This window comes from Streptomyces hesseae, assembly GCF_031845785.1.
GTDB classification, from domain to species: Bacteria; Actinomycetota; Actinomycetes; order Streptomycetales; family Streptomycetaceae; genus Streptomyces; species Streptomyces hesseae.
In genome coordinates, this window is the sequence record NZ_JAVRFI010000011.1 from 139,064 (window position 1) to 156,273 (window position 17,210).

Genomic DNA, 17,210 nt, shown 5'->3' on the forward strand with positions numbered 1-17,210 from the left:
TTCCGCCGTCTCAGGCCCCGTCGGCATCCTCGCCGGGGGAACGGGCCGGGCGGCCGCCGTCCAGGTCCGTGACGAAGACCGACCAGGTGGTGCGGGGGAAGAGCAGGACAGGGCCGGCGCCGCGCCGTGAGTCACGCACGGCGAGCAGCTCCGTACCCAGGAGCGCCGTCTCGACGCAGTTGTTCATTCCGGTGCTGTAGCTGCTTCGGTGCCATACCGCGTGGCACCGGGCGGGCTGGGCCGATGCAGAGGGTACGTACCGAGGCATTGCGGACATGTCGCCTCCCTACGCGCCGTCACTGATCCCGGCGATGTATTCCAACGATTTCTCGTGCGACAGGGCGTGCGCCCGGAGCGTCGTGAATGCGGAGGCGTACGCCCGGAGGTCCTCTTTCCGCTCCAGATAGAGGCTACTCGTCAAGTGGTCGAGAACAACCACGTCCAGATCGGCGATGCGCGGAAACGAGAAGATAACGAAAGGGCCCGTGATACCGATATGGTTGCCGCTGGTGAACGGCAGTACGTGCAGCCGTACATGCGGCAGAGAGCCCCTTTCCAGCAAATGCCGTAGCTGTCCCGTCATCACCTCGGGGCTGCCCACCTCGTGCCGCAGTACTGCCTCGTCCAGCACCGCGCACAGCTCCAGCGGCCGGCGTCCCCCGAGCACCGCCTGCCGGGCCAGCCGCACCCGGACGAGCTCCTCGACCTGCCGGGCCGGTGGATCGCCGAGCGCCGCGCGGGTCACCGCCCGGGCGTAGTCGGGCGTCTGCAACAGCCCGGGCACCACCGTGGTCTCCAGCGTGCGGGCGTGGGAGGCCTCCGACTCCAGGCTGATGAAGTCGAGATACGCCGAAGGCAGCAGGTCGCGATAGGCGTACCACCAGCCGCGCCGCGACCCCTCCGCGTCCTTGGACCCCGCCCCGCACAGGGCCCCCAGCAGGGCCCGCAGCTCCGGGTCCGACACCCGGTAGACATCCAGCAGCCGGGCCACATCGGCGGGTTTCACCCCGCTGCTGCCCGTCTCGATCCGGCTCACCTTCGACTGGTGCCAGCCGACCGCGCAGGCCGCCTCCCGGCTCGTCATCCCCGTCAGCTCGCGCTGGCGGCGCAGCTCCGCGCCGAGTTTGCGGCGGCGCACCGCGGGTCCGTTCCGCATCAGCTCTCCCTCCCCGCCGCTCACATGGAAGCGTCGTGATAACCCTCGACGCGTTGTTCACACGCCTCGCGTCAGAGTCAATAAACCAGGGCCACGGCCAAATCCGGTCGCTCGTCGTAGAGTTCACCGCTTTGAGCGACAGATATATCCACAATCCGGTGGATCACACCCATCGCGGCCGTTATCAGTGGGACGCTGGCGCGCAAGAGCCGGGCCGAGCCTCGGCGGGGAAAGGGACAGCGCCATGGCAGATCACCAGGAAGCAACCGTCACCCTGCCGAGTGCTCCCGCCTCGGTCTCCGTCGCCCGCCGCCATGTCATGGAAGTGCTCGTCACCTGGGGCCTGCCGAACGGGACGGACCTGGCCGACACGATCCGGCTGATCCTCTCCGAGCTGGCCACCAACGCCGTGCAGCACACCCGGGGTCAGTCGCCCACGTTCACCGTGGAGCTCCGGCTGGACCGGGAGGAGCGCCTGCGGGTCGGGGTCACCGACAGCCATCCGCGCCACCCCAGGCGGTTGCCCGCCGACGGCCGGCAGGACAGCGGCCGCGGCATGGTGATCGTCCGCGCGCTCACCGCCGAGTACGGCGGCAGGGTCGTCGTCACCCCGACCGCCGACGGCGGCAAGACGGTGTGGATCACGCTGCCCTGGACGGTGTCCGTCCGCTGACCGGCAGCGCGGAGGGGCCGGGCGGGAATGTCCGCCCGGCCCGGCGCTCTTGTGGAGCCGCGCACAGGAACCGGTGGGTTCTCAGGTGTAGCCGGTGCCCGTGGGGCACCGCACGGCAGTCGGGTCCGCTGCCACGGAAGACGCGCTCGGCGCGCGGGGAGTCCGGCGCGACGGGTACGCGCGTTGGATTCTGCGGGACGACGGGGGCGGGAAGCGGTAGCCGCGCCGGTCGTCACCCGCGCCGGTGGTTCAGTCGTTCACTCGGCCGTACGAGACGCTTCTGGTCCAGATGCGCTCGAGGCGGACGACCGAACCGGTCTTCGGGGCGTGCCAGATCAGATTGTTCCCGGCGTATATCCCCACGTGGTAGACGCCGCCCCGGCCGTGGAAGAACACCAGGTCGCCCTGTTCCCGGGAGGGGGAGGGGATGTGTTCGGTGCGGTTGTACTGCTCCTGGGCGGTACGGGGCAGCTGCTTGCCGGCCCGTTTGAAGGAGTACTGCGTCAGCCCCGAGCAGTCGAAGCTGTACGGGCCCGTAGCACCCCACAGATAGGGGGAGCCCGCCTTCGAGGCCGCGATCCACAGGGCTTTGGTGGAGAGGGTGGCGGCTTCGGCGTCGTTGACGGCGCCGGGTGCCAGTACCGTTGCGCTGACGGCCGCCAGAGTCAGGGCGGATTTCACGGACAGGGGTACCACCCCGGCCCTGGACAGCCGTGAGGGACGTTTGTGCGCGCCCATGCCAAACCCTTCGTCAGCCGCCTGTGAAGGATGACCTGTCGGGTTCGGGCAGGCGAAGATGCCCGGCCGCCGAGGCGGCTTCACCCCAAGGGCTGGTCCGGCCGTTCCATCTCACCGCATGGATCGTTCCGGCCCGCCCGTCGTGCCTGGGTCCTCCATCCCCGCCGGTGCACTGATGTCGACCAGCGCCCGGGCGGCGGCGGGGTTCGGCGTCCGCCCGGACCGCCCCGCCGTGGTGGCGGGGTCTTGTCGTCGGAGGGATCTTGGCGCAGTCGCGCCGGGCACGCCGAGGGGATCCGGGCATATGTGAGCCTCGTCACCGTTGGGCAATTCCGGTGGACGCAGGGCGATTTGGTTCCTGTGGATTTCCCCTGGTGAGCCGGTCACCTGCGGCGCGGGCGATCACCCCGAGCGCAAACCGCGCGTACGGCCCGACATGATCACCACGGCTTGTCTACAATCGCATCCGCTGTCTGAAGGAGATCGAGGGAAGAATGTTTCCGCTCCTCAGTTCGTAACCGGAGGCGGCAAGGTCACCCGCAGCGCCCGGCGTTCGCCGTCCAGGACCCGCATCGCCCGCGCCAGCGTTCCCGCGTACACCTGTCGTTCGCCCCGTTCGTGCATCGTCGCCAGCGCGTCGCGCAGTCCCGCGGCCGCGACCACGAGCCTCTGCGCGGCTCGTAGCCCGCCATACGTGTCCTGCGCGCGGGCCGGGTTGATCCGTCCGAGCTGATCCAGTACTTCCAGATAACGGTCGACCAGTTCGCCCTCGGCCCGGGTCAGCGCGGGCAGTGGCGGCAGTTCCGGAGGGAACCGGTGGGACGGCCCGTGCGGCACGCCGCTCACCTCTCCCCGGCCGGCGCGCCCTGCGCCCGGCGGTCGGTGACCACCGCGTCGGCCAGGCCGTGGGCCACGGCCCCCGCCGCGTCGAGGACGGTGTCGCGCTCGATGTCCCGCCGGACGCGCTCCGGGCTCCGCCCGGTGTGCAGCGCCAGCATCTCCACCAGGGTCTCGCGGGCGCGCAGCATCTCGGCGGCCTGGATCTCCAGGTCCGAGGGCTGCCCCCGGACGGGCTCGGGCAGGGCCGGCTCATGGACGAGGACCCGGGAGTGCGGCAGCACCATCCGCTTGCCAGGGGTGCCGGCGGCCAGCAGCACGGCGGCGGCCGAGGCGGCCTGGCCCAGGCAGTAGGTCTGGATGTCGCAGCCGACATAGCGCATGGAGTCGTAGATGGCGCACATCGCGGAGAAGGAGCCGCCGGGGGAGTTGATGTAGAGCGCGATGTCCTGCCCGGGCGCCGCGTGTTCGAGGTGCATCAGCTGGGCGATCACATCGCTCGCCGCCGCGTCGTCGAGGGCCGTCCCGAGGAAGATCACGCGCTCGGAGAACAGCTTGGAGTAGGGATCGAAGGTATGCGTCCCGCTGCTGGTGCGTTCGGTGAACTCCGGCAGGACGTGCCGGGCGAGGGGTCGGTCCATGAGCTGCGCCTTTCGATCGGTTCGATCGGCCGTCGCGATCGGCCTTCTGTAAAAAATGTACAGGACGTACAGCAGCTTAGAATGGGGTCATGGCCTACGAGATTCCTGTGACGCAAGCCCGAGCCGAGCTGGCGGACCTCATCAACCGTGTCGTCTACGGCGGCGAGCGGGTCGTCGTCACCCGTCACGGGAAGCCGCTGGTGGCCCTGGTCTCCGCCGACGACCTGCGACGACTGGAGGAGGAGCCGGCCGGGGCGGCCGCGCCGGAGGAGCCGGTGATCAGTACCGTCGCCACGGTCCGCCCGGTGTCGTCGTCCGCTCCGGGCGAACGCGGCCGCTTCGGCATCGCGGCCGAGCACCGGGGTCACGGCGGCACCGCGCGGCGCTGACGTCCCCCCCGCGCCGGAGGCGCGGGGGCTGGTCATGGACGCACCAAAAATCGGTCATCCCGGTTAACGCGTTGGAAAAGCTTGCGCCCTAATCTGCGGTCAGGGGCCGCGGGGAGAAGAACCCCAGGTCAACACTGTGTTGAGGTGGGATACATGCAACTTTCCCCGCACGAGCAGGAACGACTGCTCATCCATGTGGCCGCCGACGTCGCGGAGCGGCGCAGGGCCCGCGGGCTGCGCCTCAACCACCCCGAAGCGGTGGCCCTGATCACCGCCCACATCCTCGAGGGCGCCCGCGACGGCCGCACCGTCGCCGAGCTGATGTCCTCGGGGCGCAAGGTCCTCACCCGTGACGAGGTCATGGACGGCATCCCCGAGATGATCCACGACGTCCAGGTCGAGGCCACTTTCCCGGACGGGACGAAGCTCGTCACCGTCCATGAACCCATCGCGTGACGGGGGCACCGTGATTCCCGGAGAGATCCTGCACGCCGACGCGCCCGTACGGCTCAACGAAGGGCCGCGACGCGTCCGGCTGACCGTCCTCAACGCGGCCGACCGGCCCGTCCAGGTCGGCTCCCACTACCACTTCGCCGAGGCCAACCCGGGCCTCGCCTTCGACCGCGCGGCCGCCCACGGCCTGCGCCTCGACATCGCCGCCGGCACCGCCGTGCGCTTCGAGCCGGGCATCCCGGTCGAGATCGACCTCGTGCCCATCGGCGGCAAGCGCGTCGTCGAGGGGCTGCGCGGCGAGTGCGGGGGACCGCTCGATGCCTGAGCTGACCCGCGCCGAGTACGCCGCGCTCTACGGGCCGACGGCCGGCGACCGGATCCGGCTCGCCGACACCAGCCTGCTGATAGAGATCGAGGAGGACCGCTGCGGCGGCCCCGGCCACGCCGGGGACGAGGCGGTCTTCGGCGGCGGCAAGGTCATCCGCGAGTCGATGGGCCAGTCGCGCGTCACCCGCGCCGAGGGCGCCCCCGACACCGTGATCACCGGCGCCGTCGTCCTCGACCACTGGGGGATCGTCAAGGCCGACGTGGGCATCCGCGACGGACGGATCACCGGCATCGGCAAGGCCGGCAACCCCGACACCATGGACGGCGTCCACCCCGACCTCGTCATCGGCCCCGAGACGGAGATCATCTCCGGCAACGGCAGGATCCTCACCGCCGGCGCCGTCGACGCCCACGTCCACTTCATCTGCCCCCAGCTCGCCGACGAGGCGCTGGCCTCCGGCGTCACCACGCTCGTGGGCGGCGGCACCGGCCCCGCCGAGGGCAGCAAGGCCACCACCATCACCCCCGGCTCCTGGCACCTCGCCCGGATGTTCGAGGCGATGGAGGGGCACCCGGTCAACATAGGCCTCCTCGGCAAGGGCAACACCGTCTCCTACGACGCGATGCGCGCCCAACTGCGCGCCGGAGCCGTTGGATTCAAGATCCATGAGGACTGGGGCGCCACCCCCGCCGCCATCGACGCCTGTCTGAGCGTGTGCGAGGAGAGCGGCGCCCAGCTCGCCATCCACACCGACACCCTCAACGAGGCGGGCTTCGTCGGCGACACCCTCGCCGCCATCGCCGGACGCTCCATCCACGCGTACCACACCGAGGGCGCGGGCGGCGGGCACGCGCCCGACATCATCACGGTGGTCTCCGAGGCCAACGTCCTCCCCAGCTCCACCAACCCCACCCGGCCCCACACCGTCAACACCGTCGAGGAACACCTCGACATGCTGATGGTCTGCCACCACCTCAACCCCGCCGTCCCCGAGGACCTCGCCTTCGCCGAGTCCCGGATCAGGCCCGGCACGATCGCCGCCGAGGACGTCCTCCACGACCTCGGCGCCATCTCGATCATCTCCTCCGACTCCCAGGCCATGGGGCGCATCGGCGAGGTGGTCCTGCGCACCTGGCAGACCGCGCATGTGATGAAGGAACGGCGCGGCGCCCTGCCCGGCGACGGCCGCGCCGACAACCGGCGGGCCCGCCGCTACGTCGCCAAGTACACGATCAACCCCGCCGTCGCCCAGGGCCTCGACCACGAGATCGGCTCCGTCGAGACCGGCAAACTCGCCGACCTGGTGCTGTGGGAGCCCGCGTTCTTCGGCGTCCGGCCCCTGCTCGTCCTCAAGGGCGGACAGATCGCCTACGCGCAGATGGGCGACGCCAACGCCTCCATCCCCACCCCCCAGCCCGTCCTCCCGCGCCCCATGTTCGGCGCCCGGGGCAGGGCGCCCGCCGCCAACTCCCTCAACTTCGTCACCCAGTGGGCGCTGGACGACGGGCTGCCCGAACGGCTGGGCCTGGGCAAACGCTTCGTTCCCATCCGCGACACCCGCCGCCTCACCAAGGCGGACATGCGCGAGAACGACGCCCGCCCCCGGGTGGAGGTGGACCCGGACACCTTCACGGTGACCATCGAGGGGGAGCCGGTCGAGCCGCGCCCGGCGACGGAGCTGCCCATGGCCCAGCGGTACTTCCTCTTCTGATGATTCTGACGGGCCACCGATGAGCACCATGTCCGACAGGCAGCCGATGGGCGGCACCATGTCCGCCGCGCTCCTCGTCCTGGCCGACGGCCGCTTCCCCGCCGGGGGCCACGCCCACTCCGGCGGCGCCGAGGCGGCCGTCAAGGCCGGCCGGGTCACGGACGGCGCGTCCCTGGAGGCCTTCTGCCGGGGACGGCTGCACACCGCCGGGCTGACCGCGGCGGGGCTCGCCGCGGCCGCGGCCGCCGGGATCGACCCGCTCGACCTCGACGCGGCCGCCGACGCCCGCACCCCCTCGCCGGCCCTGCGCGCCGCCGCGCGCCGGCTCGGCCGTCAGCTGATGCGCGCCGCGCGCGCCGCCTGGCCGTCGCCCGAACTCGACGCCCTCGCGGCGGCCCTGCCGCGCGGCGCCCACCAGCCCGTCGTCCTCGGGCTGGTGGCACGCTCCGCCGGGCTGGGGCCGTCGGCCGCCGCGTACGCCGCCGCGTACGAGGCGGTGAGCGGGCCGGCGACGGCGGTGGTGCGGCTGCTGAGCCTCGATCCGTTCGAGGCGACGGCGGTGCTGGCGCGGCTGGCGCCGGAGCTCGACGACGTCGCGGCGCGCGCTGCGGAGGCGGCGCTGCGGGCGCTCGACGAGGGAACCGACGCCCTGCCCGCTCCGGCGGCGCCGCTGCTCGACATCACGGCGGAGCAGCACGCCGCTTGGCCGGTGCGGCTGTTCGCCACGTAGCCGCTGTCTCCCGGGGGCCCAGCCCCCGGACCCCCGCTCCTCGAACGCCGGAGGGGCTGAATCCGACACCCCCGGAGGGAACCCGTGCACCTCGACCACCCCACCGCCTACCCCCACCGCCACACCTACAGCGCCGCCGCGCCCACCCGTCCCGACGGCAGCCGCCGCGCCCTGCGGATCGGGCTCGGCGGGCCCGTCGGGTCGGGCAAGACGGCGACAGTCGCCGCCCTGTGCCGCGCGCTGCGCGAGCGGTTGTCCATCGCCGTCGTCACCAACGACATCTACACCCGCGAGGACGCCGAGTTCCTGCTGCGCAACGCCGTGCTGCCGCCCGAGCGCATCACCGCCGTGGAGACGGGCGCCTGCCCGCACACCGCCATCCGCGACGACATCTCCGCCAACCTCGAAGCCGTCGAGGATCTGGAGGACGCGGTCGGCCCGCTCGACCTCGTCCTCGTGGAGTCCGGCGGCGACAACCTCACCGCCACCTTCTCCAAGGGCCTCGTCGACGCGCAGATCTTCGTCATCGACGTGGCCGGCGGTGACGACATCCCCCGCAAGGGCGGACCCGGCCTGACCACCGCCGATCTGCTGGTCGTCAACAAGACCGACCTCGCCCCGTACGTCGGCGTCGACCTGGAGGGCATGGCGCGCGACGCCAAGGCCCAGCGGGGGGAGCTTCCGGTGGCCTTCACCTCGCTCGCCACCGAGGGCGGCGTCGCGCCCGTACGGGACTGGGTGCTCGAACGGCTCGCGATCTGGACGGCGCCGTGACTCCACCGGTCGCCGTGACCCCGCCCGTCGCCGTGGCTCCGTCGTCCGCCGTGGCCACGGCGACCGCGCCCGACCCCGCCGGCGTGGTGGCGGCGGCCCGGATCGTCGCCGCCCCCGACGGCAGGGGCGGCACCGCCCTGCCCGTCCTGGAGGGTGGGGGGCCGTTCGCCCTGCGCCGGATCGGCGGGCGCGGGGCCGAGGCCCGGGTGGCGCTCGTGGGCGCCATGAGCGCCCCGCTCGGCGGCGACCGGCTGACGCTCGGCGCCCGCGTCGAGCGCGGCGCCGCGCTGTCCTTCTCCACCACGGCCGCCACGATCGCCCTGCCGGGCCGGACGGGCGCGCCCGCCACCTATGACACCCGTATCGACGTGGGCGAGGGCGCCGCCCTGCGCTGGCTGCCCGAGCCGCTGATCTCCGCGCACGGCAGCGACGTCCGGACGACCACCCGTGTCGCGCTCGCCGCCGGGGCCCGGCTGCTGCTCCGCGAGGAGCAGGTCCTGGGCCGGGCGGGCGAGCCCCCGGGACGGCTGCGCTCACGGCTGACGGTCCACCTCGCCGGGCGGCCGCTGTTCGACCAGGAGCTGTGCTATGGACCGGGGGTGCCCGGCTGGGACGGCGGCGCGGTGCTCGGCGGGCACCGCGCGGTCGGCCAGCTCGTCGTCGTGCATCCGGCCTTCGAGGACCGGCCGATGACGGCCCGTCCGCTCGGCGCGACCGCCGCCGTCACCCCGCTCGCCGGCCCGGCCGTCGTGGTGAGCGCGGTCGCACGGGACGCACTGGGACTGCGCAAGGTGCTGGATTCATGGACAAGCGAGCTGAACGACGTAATCCGGGCGTTTTAGCGCCAGTTGGGGTGAAGGCCACCACCCGTGCCCTGTCTTGTTCCGTCATCTTTACGGATTAGTAAAGAACGCCCTTACACCCTGTCCTTTGTGGCAGGGGAGACGAAAGGATTCCCCGCAGACCGCGTGATCATCGCTGCCCTCCGGGGCGGCGTTCGAAGCAGGGGGAATTCCTATCTTGAGAACCAACGCGATAGCCGGTGCGGCCGGCACCGTGCTGGCCGGTACGCTCGTTGCCGGTTTCCTGGCGGCCCCGACGGCGGGCGCGGCGCAGGCCGTGCCGGGAGGCGCCGCCGAGGCCAAGGGCGTGAAGATCGCCGCCGAGCACGCCGCGAAGACGGGCGTGCAGTGGCAGGACTGTCCTGCCGACTGGGGGTTCCAGAAGCCGATCCAGTGCGGCTTCGTCACGGTTCCCGTCGACTACGCCAAGCCCAACGGCCGCACCATCAAGATCGCCGTGGACCGGGTCAAGTCCACCGGCACCGCGAGCGAGCGCCAGGGCTCGCTCGTCTACAACCCGGGCGGCCCGGGCGGCTCCGGCCTGCGTTTCCCCACGAAGGTCACGACCAAGAACCCGCTCTACGTCAACATCGCCAAGGCGTACGACTTCGTGGGCTTCGACCCGCGCGGTGTCGGTCACTCGGCCCCGATCTCCTGTGTCGACCCCCAGGAGTTCGTCAAGGCGCCCAAGCCCGACCCGGTGCCCTCCAGCGAGGCCGACAAGCGCGCCCAGCGCAAGCTGGCCAAGGAGTACGCGGACGGCTGCTTCGAGCGCAGCGGCGACCTCCTGCCGTACATGACGACGACGAACACCGCCCGTGACGTGGACGTCGTCCGCGCCGCCCTCGGCGAGAAGAAGCTGAACTACCTCGGCGTCTCCTACGGCACCTACCTCGGCGCCGTCTACGGCACGCTGTTCCCGACGCACGTCCGTCGCATGATCGTCGACAGCGTCGTCAACCCGGCCCAGGACAACATCTGGTACAAGGCCAACCTCGAGCAGGACATCGCCTTCGAGGGCCGGTTCAAGGACTGGGAGAAGTGGGTCGCCCAGCACGACGACGCCTTCCACCTCGGCGCCACCCAGGCCACGGTCCACCAGAACTGGGAGAATCTCCGCGCCTCCGCCAAGGCCAAGCCCATCGGCGGGCTCGTCGGCCCGGCCGAGCTGATCGGCTGGTTCCAGAAGGCCGCGTACTACGACTCCTCGTGGGTGCCGGTCGCCCAGACCTGGAGCAAGTACGTCGCCGGCGACGAGAAGCCGCTGGTCCAGGCCGCCGGCCCGGACATGGCCGACAAGGCGGGCAACATCGCCTCGGAGAACGGCAACGCCGTCTACACCGCGGTCGAGTGCGCCGACGCCAAGTGGCCCACCAGCTGGAACAAGTGGGACCGCGACAACACCCGCGTCGACCGTCAGGCCCCGTTCATGACGTGGTCCAACGCCTGGATGAACCTGCCCTGCGCCACCTGGAAGGGCCCGCAGTACAACCCCATCGAGGTCACCACGCACAAGGGCCTGCCGCAGACCCTCATCGTGCAGTCCGACCGTGACGCCGCCACCCCCTACGAGGGCGCGGTCGAGCTGCACAAGCGCTTCCGCGGCTCGCAGCTGATCACGGAGAAGGGCGCCGGCTCCCACGGCGTCACCGGTCTCGTCAACCCCTGCATCAACAGCAAGGTCGACGCCTACCTCCTGACCGGCAAGCTCACCGGCGGCTCCGACGTGACGTGCACCCCGCACGCCACCCCGGTGCCCCCGAAGGCCACCGCCGCCAAGTAATTCCCGGTAGCGGTACCTGTAGCGTCTGCGCCCCGGCCCGAGAAGGGCCGGGGCGCAGTTGTCTTGGCGTGGTGACCGTCCTGCCGGGATCAGGCGACGCCGGCCCGCACGAGGAGGGTGCCCAGGGCCTCGTCGGCTGGCGGGGGCACGATGCGCGCGTCGATGTCCGTGAAGCCGCTGCGCTTGAGCAGGTCGGCCCACGTCTGGGGTGGGTACTGCCAGCGCAGGACCGTGAGTTCCCGTTGCCGGCCTTCGAGCCATTTCCCGCGCATCTGCTGGGGGCCGTACGTGTCGGGGCCCGGCTCGGCGTGGCTGAAGACGAAGATGCCTTCCGGCGCCAGGCGCTTTGCGACCAGTGGGAGGAGCTGTTCGGGGTCGGTGAACCAGACCGCGCCCCACATGGAGTAGATCGCGTCGTACTCGGTGGCCTCGGTGACGAGGAAGTCGCACACGTCGGCGTGGACGAAGGTGACGCCGGGTTCGTCCGCCCACCAGCGGCGGGCGCGCTCGGTCTGGAACGCGGAGAAGTCGACGCCCGTGACCTGGGCGCCGTGGCGGGCCAGGTAGACGGCATCGGTGCCTTCTCCGGGACCGAGTTCCAGAACCGTGCGCGGCGCGCCGAGGAGTTCGGGGCCGGGGCCGTGACCGGGAAACTGCGTCCACTCGAACCGGCCCTGCTCGGGGGCCGGCTGTGCGCCCTCGCCCCGGTGGGGCTTGTAGAGGTCCCAGTATTCGGCGGGGGTAAGGGGCGGGCGGGGCATGGGGCTCCTCGCGGGGAACGGCGGGCCACGTGAGTCCGTCACCGTACCGGGGCCGCCCTGCCGCCGAGGCGTGTTTGCCGAAGGTCGCCCGCTCGGCCCATGAAGCGGCCCGGGAGCGCTCGCGGCTCTCCCGGGCCTGACCGTCCGGGGTTCACTCAGTGACAGCTCGTGCCCGGCGCACAGGGGCCGCACTTGGCGTAGTCGGCCTCCCAGAGCTTCCAGTCCACCTCGAACCCATTGCCGTGGATGATCTTCGCGGTGCGTTCCACCGAGCCGTCGTACTTGAACCCGATCTCGGGGATGTGCTCCAGGAACCGGCCCTGGAAGTGCTCGGCGCAGAACTCCCGGTAGTTCCTGGTGTCCAGGATGAAGGTGTGAACCGCGATGTCCACAGTGCGGCCGCAGCACATCTCCAGCGCCTGGCCCCACTTCTCCATCGCGGTGATCAGGTACGACACGGCCGCGTGGAACAGGCGGTCGGCGTACACCTCGTCGAAGGGGTAGTCGCGCATCAGCAGCAGGATCTCTCGCTCCCACACCTCCGGCTTCACGTACTCCCGGGGGTCGCGAGCCTTCGGCCCAGTCTCGACTGCCGTCGCCATGCTGTCCTCCCTTGGTGCTCGATGCCTTCACCCCGTGGCTGGGGCGCGCCCTCAGTGCATCGCTCCCACGCCGCTCCCGGTGATCCATTGCCGCAGGTCGCACACGGTGTGCAGATGCTGCACACGCCCTCGACGAGCCCCGCGGCGACGCGTACCGTGGGCGCGCCGGTCCCGCGCCCACTGGGGGTGTGATGAGCACCGATCCGCTGTGGAGGACGGCCGAGGCCGCCGTCCTGATCGAAGGGCGTCAGGCCGGCGCCCTTATCCGGCTCGGCCGGACCCGTCACGGTTGGCGTCAGGCCGATCTCGGCCGGAGGCTGGGCTGTTCGGCCTCCACCATCTCCCGCCTCGAACGCCACGGCACGGGTGACCTGGGCCTACTTCGACACGCCGCGCGCGAGGTGGGGTTACCGACAGATGTTCTGGCCGCGGCTGTCCTCTTCGACGCCGGCCGACACGCCCAGCTCCTGGAAACGCTGCCGACACTGCTGGCAGACGCCCACGCTGCCGCCCGCACCGGGTCGCAGTCGGCCTACGCGACCCTGTCCTCGTGCTACTCCCTGGTCTCCCGGGTCCTGACGAAAATCGGTCGCTACGAGCGATCCCGGCTGACAGCGGACCGGGCCCTGACCTACGCGGACCTGTCCGGCAGCGCCATCGCCACAGCCGAGGCGTCCCGAGAGCTGAGCATCGTGCTTCGGCACCAGGACCAGCCGCATGCGGCCCAGCGCCTGGTCGACCGCGCCCTGGCCACCGTCGAGCGCACGGGTCTGGCCACGCAGGCGCAGGCGATGGCGTACGCCCAGATGCTCTGTACCACCGCGTACACCGCTGCCCGCGCCGGTGACCGCGACCAAGCCCTGACGCTGATGCGGGAAGCTGGCCGCGCAGCCACACGCCTGCCTGACCATTCGCCTGCGGGTGCTGTGTTCTCGATCAGCCCGGCCGCGGTCACGCTTTACGAGGTCGGCGTGTACTGGGCCATCGGCGATGCCGGCGCCGCCCTTCACTCCGGCCGTAGCCTGCACCCTGCGCAGTTCTCCACGGCCGAACGACGCGCCCGCATGCACACCGACCTTGCCCGCGCCTGGTGGCAGTGGGACAAACCTCAGCAAACCGCTGACGCTCTCCTCCACGCCCTTCGCGTTTCCCCGGCGGAGGTACGGGACCGGCCCGTCATCCGGCGAGTTGCCGGCGACCTGATCGACCGGCACCCGCGCACTGTCGGCGTGCGGGAACTGGCCTCGGCCCTGGGCACCCGCGTCCGGGCGGGGAGCGGGTGAAATCGAAATCGCGTGGTCCGTCCGGCGGGGCCGGGGAAGAGCTATGTGCCCCATGACTCACCTGACTCACCGCCTGCCGAGGAGCGATCCGAGGGGGCCCAGGTCCAGGTCGAGGTCCTCGGGCTCCAGGTCGTACTGGTGGCACAGCCGGTCCATGCGGTCGGCGAGCAGCATCAGCGTCAGGCCGATCCGCTCCTCCTGGTCCTCCGTCAGGTCGCCCTGCTCGACGCGACGTAGTGCCTGACGTTCCATCAGCTCCCGGAGCAGTTCGAGGATGGTCAGGACCAGCCGCATGAGGTCGCGCTCGACGGTGTCCTGGTCCAGTTCCACGCGGCGGGTCATGGCGACGGCTCCTCCCAGGGTGAGGGCACCTGTGCGTTCACGGAGCTGATCAGGGCCCGCAGATCGATCCGGACGAGATCGACGTCGGCGATCCGCAGGGTGATGTCGCCGGTGATCACCGCGCCGCCCGCGAGCAGCCGGTCGAGGAGGTCCACCAGGGACAGCCGTTCCGCCGGGAGCCCTTGGCCGGTCATGGTCCGTCCGGGGAGCGGGGCTCGTGGGTGACGAAGGAGTAGGGGGCCCATGGTCCCGTCAGGCGGATCCACAGGCCGTCGCCGGGGGGCCGGTCCGTCAGGTCGGCGACCGCCCTCGTGAACTCCTCCGCGCGGGCCCGCGGCACCAGGTAGGCGGCGTTGAGGACGTTGCGGCCCCGGTGGCCGGAGAGCGGGGAGTTCTGCGGCGGGTGGAGGCGGACCGCCTCGGCCAGGACGGCGAGCGTCTCGTGCACCACATCCGCCGCATGGTTCTCGCGCCGCGTGCCCATCTCGCGGGCCCGCCGTTCGGCCCCGCGCCGCCGTAGGTAGTCACGGCCGGACGGGGCGCCCGACGGCTCCCGCGACGGCGGCGGTGGCGGTGGCGCCGCCGGGCCGGGCACGGCGTACACGGTGACGCCCCACTCGACGCGCCCCTCCAGCCGCTCCAGCGCGGAGCCGATGGACACCCGGCCGGCCGTCAGCATCCGCCGCAGCCTCTCCTCGTCGCGGTAGACGGTCGCCAGCCGCAACGGCAGCGCGCAGGAGAACCGGGAGACCGCGGCGTCGACCACCCGCTGGTGGCCACGCGCCACCCGCTCCAGCCACGCCAGGTCCTCCAGCCGTTCGCGCAGCGCGCCCTCCTCGAACTCCGCCGCGGGCACCCGGCCCACCAGGGCCGTGAACCCCGCGTGGCACATCTCGCGCACCGGTTCCCCGGCCACGCCCGTCGTCACGGTCTGCGGATCGTCCCGGGCCGGGCCGGTGTCCCTGGCGACCGCGTAGACGTACAGCAGTTCCCGATCGGTCACCGGTCGCCTCCTTCCTTGTCCTCTTCCCGGGGCGGTCGCTCTTCCAGAGCGGTGAGGCGCGCCCGCAAGCGGTCGTTCTCCTCCCGCAGTTCCCGGGTGCGCTTCCCGGACGAGAGCGAGGGGTCGTGCTCCCACCAGTCGATGCCCATCTCCCTCGCCTTGTCGACCGAGGCGACCACCAGACGCAGTTTGATCGTCAGCAGTTCGATGTCGAGCAGGTCGACGCGGATGTCGCCCGCGATCACCACTCCCTTGTCGAGCACCCGCTCCAGGATGTCGGCGAGATTGGCCGAACCCTCCGATGGGGAACGGGCGTCGGGCAGCCGGCTCGGAAAACTCATGGGTCCTGGGTCTCCTCCCTGACCGGTGAGCGCCGCCGCGCCTCCTCCAGCCGGTCCAGCAGCGCGTCCTCCAGCCGGTCGAACTCCGCCTCGTCCACCCGGCCGGCCTCCAGCTCCTCCCCGAGGGCGCGGAGTTCGCCCTGGACGACGGCCGGGTCGTAGTACAGCCGCTCGGCCTCGGCCAGGAGACTGCGGAGGACCCAGCCGACCAGCATCACGAATCGACGAAATCGACGAAGCTGTAGGGCGGCAGCGGACCGGTCACCTTGAGGTCGAGCTGTGGGTGGGCCCTGCACAGCCGTTCGACGGTGGTCAGCAGTACCTCGGCGGCCGGCTCCGCGACGAGGAAGGAGAGACTGAGGAACCAGCCGCCGCTCTCCGGGCCGGTCCGGCACCCCTCCGCCAGCGGCTCCAGGGTGTCGCGCACCAGGTCGGCGTCCCACGCCTCCCGGGAACGGACCGCCTCGGCGACCATTTCCCCGAATCGCAGCCGGTCCTCGTACGTGCCGCCGCCCGCCCTCCGGTTGGCCTCGGCGAGGGCCCGCAGTTCGGCGTTCTCGGCGAGGACGACATGGAGCACCGTCTCCTCATGGTGCACCGCCTTGACGTTGTACTCCACACGCCCGGACAGCCGCTCCAGCGTCGACCGGTAGCGCTCGGCGTACCGGGACAGCACCTGGACCACGTCGTCGTCGCTGTCGCAGACGCTGCCGAACCGCATGGGCAGGACGGCGGACTTCCGGCCCGCTTCGGACAGCACCTGCTGGTGGGCCAGCAGATCGCGCCGCTTGGGCCGCAGGCCCTCCGGACAGTCGCTGACCACCGCCGCCAGCCCGGAATCCGTCACCAGGCGGACCGGCCGCGGCGGTTCGCCGATCCCCGTGAGCCCTTCGGGGAGCCGCGTGCGCTCACCGTCGGTGATGCCATAGACGTAGGTGCTCACTCGCTCTCCTCCTTCTTGCTCCGCGAGGAGGTCCGGCGGGCCCGGCTCGGCTCGTCGTCCCCGCGGGCCTGGTGGAAGGCGTCGGTGACCGTCCGGGCGGCGCCGGAGAGCACGCCCTTGCTCTTGCCACGGGCCCCGCTCTCGGTGACCTCGCCCACCAGCTCGGGCAGCCCGGCACTCCGGTGCGGCCCCGCCTCCAGGTCGAGCCGGTTGCACGCCTCGGCGAACCGCAGATAGGTGTCCACGCTGGCGACGACGACACGTACGTCGATCTTCAGGATCTCGATGCCGACCAGGGAGACCCGGACGAACGCGTCGATGACCAGACCTCGGTCGAGAACGAGCTCAAGGACGTCGTACAGGCCGCTGGTGCCACCGGCACCCCCGGACCGCTGCGCCGGGACAACACTCATGTCGGGAACTTCCTTTCACCGCCGACTCATGGCCGGCGTCCGTCAGGAGTCGGTCCTCCCTCGTTCGTAGCGCCGTACGCGGCGGAAACCCGTGAGGTCGCCCTCGGGGCCGAGGGTCACCGCATAGAGCCCCATCACGCTCATCGTCTCGGGAACGCGCGGGATCTCCTCCACCTCGATCTCCACCGTCCAGCCCTCGGGGGTCCGCTCGAAACCGGAGACCCCCTCGGCCCGCAGGCCCGCCAGCTCGGCGAGCTGGTCGCGGGCCGCCCGCAGGACGCGGGACACGGGGATGTCGACGGACGCGTCGTCGGCCTTGCCTGATTCGGCCTTGTCTGATTCGGACTCGGCTGTCATAAGGACCTCTGGGTCGTCTTCAAGGACCTCACCACTGCGCGTACCGCGTGAACTCCTGGACAAACCCCTTCGCACCGGAAAAGGGGTGGGTCGTCCTTGACGGGGCCCGG

Annotated in this window: 25 protein-coding genes; 10 read left to right on the plus strand and 15 right to left on the minus strand. The window is 71.5% G+C overall.

The window, feature by feature from the left end; all coding sequences use genetic code 11:
• Positions 1-10: 10 nt before the first annotated feature.
• Together RM609_RS18800 and RM609_RS18805 are read right to left on the minus strand one after the other, a co-directional pair.
• A complete protein-coding gene (locus RM609_RS18800; protein WP_311612342.1) occupies positions 11-277 on the minus strand; it encodes a DUF397 domain-containing protein in 267 nt (88 codons plus the stop codon).
• Positions 278-286: 9 nt separating this feature from the next.
• The gene (locus tag RM609_RS18805; RefSeq protein ID WP_311612344.1) at positions 287-1,156 is read right to left on the minus strand and encodes a helix-turn-helix domain-containing protein; all 870 of its coding nucleotides are present in this window, start codon (positions 1,154-1,156) and stop codon (positions 287-289) included.
• Positions 1,157-1,400: 244 nt separating this feature from the next.
• Between RM609_RS18805 and RM609_RS18810 the strand changes: the two genes are divergently transcribed.
• Positions 1,401-1,829 (plus strand): ATP-binding protein, encoded by a 429-nt coding sequence (locus RM609_RS18810; RefSeq protein ID WP_311612346.1) that lies wholly within the window; start codon positions 1,401-1,403, stop codon positions 1,827-1,829.
• A 249-nt stretch (positions 1,830-2,078) separates the two neighbouring features.
• Here the strand turns inward: RM609_RS18810 and RM609_RS18815 are convergent, their stop codons facing one another.
• From RM609_RS18815 to RM609_RS18825, 3 genes are all read right to left on the minus strand, one after another.
• Positions 2,079-2,567 (minus strand): C40 family peptidase, encoded by a 489-nt coding sequence (locus RM609_RS18815; protein WP_311612348.1) that lies wholly within the window; start codon positions 2,565-2,567, stop codon positions 2,079-2,081.
• A gap of 507 nt (positions 2,568-3,074) precedes the next feature.
• Entirely contained in the window at positions 3,075-3,404 is a 330-nt protein-coding gene (locus RM609_RS18820) for a hypothetical protein (protein WP_311612349.1), read from the minus strand.
• 5 nt (positions 3,405-3,409) lie between these two features.
• Entirely contained in the window at positions 3,410-4,045 is a 636-nt protein-coding gene (locus RM609_RS18825; RefSeq protein ID WP_311612350.1) for an ATP-dependent Clp protease proteolytic subunit, read from the minus strand.
• A gap of 89 nt (positions 4,046-4,134) precedes the next feature.
• Between RM609_RS18825 and RM609_RS18830 the strand changes: the two genes are divergently transcribed.
• The 8 genes from RM609_RS18830 (at position 4,135) to RM609_RS18865 (ending at position 11,055) form a co-directional block, all read left to right on the plus strand.
• On the plus strand, positions 4,135-4,434 hold the full coding sequence (locus RM609_RS18830) for a type II toxin-antitoxin system Phd/YefM family antitoxin (RefSeq protein WP_311612351.1): 300 nt from the start codon (positions 4,135-4,137) through the stop codon (positions 4,432-4,434).
• 153 nt (positions 4,435-4,587) lie between these two features.
• Positions 4,588-4,890 carry an urease subunit gamma gene (locus tag RM609_RS18835; RefSeq protein WP_229356557.1) on the plus strand — a complete coding sequence of 101 codons (303 nt, stop codon included), beginning with the start codon at positions 4,588-4,590 and terminating at the stop codon, positions 4,888-4,890.
• Between the two features lie 10 nt (positions 4,891-4,900).
• Entirely contained in the window at positions 4,901-5,212 is a 312-nt protein-coding gene (locus RM609_RS18840; RefSeq protein ID WP_311612359.1) for an urease subunit beta, read from the plus strand.
• The gene (locus RM609_RS18845; RefSeq protein ID WP_311612361.1) at positions 5,205-6,926 is read left to right on the plus strand and encodes an urease subunit alpha; all 1,722 of its coding nucleotides are present in this window, start codon (positions 5,205-5,207) and stop codon (positions 6,924-6,926) included. The genes RM609_RS18840 and RM609_RS18845 overlap by 8 nt, the downstream gene beginning before the upstream one ends.
• A 28-nt stretch (positions 6,927-6,954) precedes the next feature.
• Positions 6,955-7,656 (plus strand): urease accessory protein UreF, encoded by a 702-nt coding sequence (locus RM609_RS18850; RefSeq protein WP_438828475.1) that lies wholly within the window; start codon positions 6,955-6,957, stop codon positions 7,654-7,656.
• 84 nt (positions 7,657-7,740) lie between these two features.
• Entirely contained in the window at positions 7,741-8,430 is a 690-nt protein-coding gene (ureG, locus tag RM609_RS18855) for an urease accessory protein UreG (protein ID WP_311612362.1), read from the plus strand.
• A 32-nt stretch (positions 8,431-8,462) separates the two neighbouring features.
• Positions 8,463-9,272, plus strand: coding sequence for an urease accessory protein UreD (locus RM609_RS18860; RefSeq protein ID WP_438828477.1), 810 nt, complete (start codon positions 8,463-8,465; stop codon positions 9,270-9,272).
• 178 nt (positions 9,273-9,450) lie between these two features.
• The gene (locus RM609_RS18865; RefSeq protein WP_311612364.1) at positions 9,451-11,055 is read left to right on the plus strand and encodes an alpha/beta hydrolase; all 1,605 of its coding nucleotides are present in this window, start codon (positions 9,451-9,453) and stop codon (positions 11,053-11,055) included.
• An 89-nt stretch (positions 11,056-11,144) separates the two neighbouring features.
• On the opposite strand, the gene RM609_RS18870 is transcribed toward RM609_RS18865, so the two are convergent.
• A complete protein-coding gene (locus RM609_RS18870) occupies positions 11,145-11,816 on the minus strand; it encodes a class I SAM-dependent methyltransferase (protein WP_311612365.1) in 672 nt (223 codons plus the stop codon).
• Between the two features lie 155 nt (positions 11,817-11,971).
• Positions 11,972-12,418 (minus strand): glycine-rich domain-containing protein, encoded by a 447-nt coding sequence (locus tag RM609_RS18875; RefSeq protein ID WP_311612367.1) that lies wholly within the window; start codon positions 12,416-12,418, stop codon positions 11,972-11,974.
• 191 nt (positions 12,419-12,609) lie between these two features.
• On the opposite strand from RM609_RS18875, the gene RM609_RS18880 reads away from it, so the two are divergent.
• Positions 12,610-13,701 carry a helix-turn-helix domain-containing protein gene (locus RM609_RS18880; protein WP_311612369.1) on the plus strand — a complete coding sequence of 364 codons (1,092 nt, stop codon included), beginning with the start codon at positions 12,610-12,612 and terminating at the stop codon, positions 13,699-13,701.
• A 66-nt stretch (positions 13,702-13,767) separates the two neighbouring features.
• Here the strand turns inward: RM609_RS18880 and RM609_RS18885 are convergent, their stop codons facing one another.
• The 8 genes from RM609_RS18885 to gvpO are packed head-to-tail and all read right to left on the minus strand — an operon-like array spanning position 13,768 to position 17,100.
• The gene (locus RM609_RS18885) at positions 13,768-14,043 is read right to left on the minus strand and encodes a gas vesicle protein K (protein WP_311612371.1); all 276 of its coding nucleotides are present in this window, start codon (positions 14,041-14,043) and stop codon (positions 13,768-13,770) included.
• A complete protein-coding gene (locus RM609_RS18890; protein WP_311612374.1) occupies positions 14,040-14,237 on the minus strand; it encodes a gas vesicle protein in 198 nt (65 codons plus the stop codon). The genes RM609_RS18885 and RM609_RS18890 overlap by 4 nt, the downstream gene beginning before the upstream one ends.
• A complete protein-coding gene (locus RM609_RS18895; RefSeq protein ID WP_311612375.1) occupies positions 14,234-15,046 on the minus strand; it encodes a GvpL/GvpF family gas vesicle protein in 813 nt (270 codons plus the stop codon). Before RM609_RS18895 ends, RM609_RS18890 begins: the two co-directional genes overlap by 4 nt.
• A complete protein-coding gene (locus RM609_RS18900; RefSeq protein WP_311612377.1) occupies positions 15,043-15,387 on the minus strand; it encodes a gas vesicle protein in 345 nt (114 codons plus the stop codon). Before RM609_RS18900 ends, RM609_RS18895 begins: the two co-directional genes overlap by 4 nt.
• Entirely contained in the window at positions 15,384-15,602 is a 219-nt protein-coding gene (locus RM609_RS18905; protein ID WP_311612446.1) for a gas vesicle protein GvpG, read from the minus strand. The genes RM609_RS18900 and RM609_RS18905 overlap by 4 nt, the downstream gene beginning before the upstream one ends.
• Positions 15,602-16,330, minus strand: coding sequence for a GvpL/GvpF family gas vesicle protein (locus tag RM609_RS18910; RefSeq protein ID WP_311612378.1), 729 nt, complete (start codon positions 16,328-16,330; stop codon positions 15,602-15,604). The genes RM609_RS18905 and RM609_RS18910 overlap by 1 nt, the downstream gene beginning before the upstream one ends.
• Positions 16,327-16,743 carry a gas vesicle structural protein GvpA gene (locus RM609_RS18915; RefSeq protein WP_311612380.1) on the minus strand — a complete coding sequence of 139 codons (417 nt, stop codon included), beginning with the start codon at positions 16,741-16,743 and terminating at the stop codon, positions 16,327-16,329. The genes RM609_RS18910 and RM609_RS18915 overlap by 4 nt, the downstream gene beginning before the upstream one ends.
• 42 nt (positions 16,744-16,785) lie before the next feature.
• Positions 16,786-17,100 (minus strand): gas vesicle protein GvpO, encoded by a 315-nt coding sequence (gene gvpO / locus RM609_RS18920; protein WP_311612381.1) that lies wholly within the window; start codon positions 17,098-17,100, stop codon positions 16,786-16,788.
• Positions 17,101-17,210 lie beyond the last annotated feature (110 nt).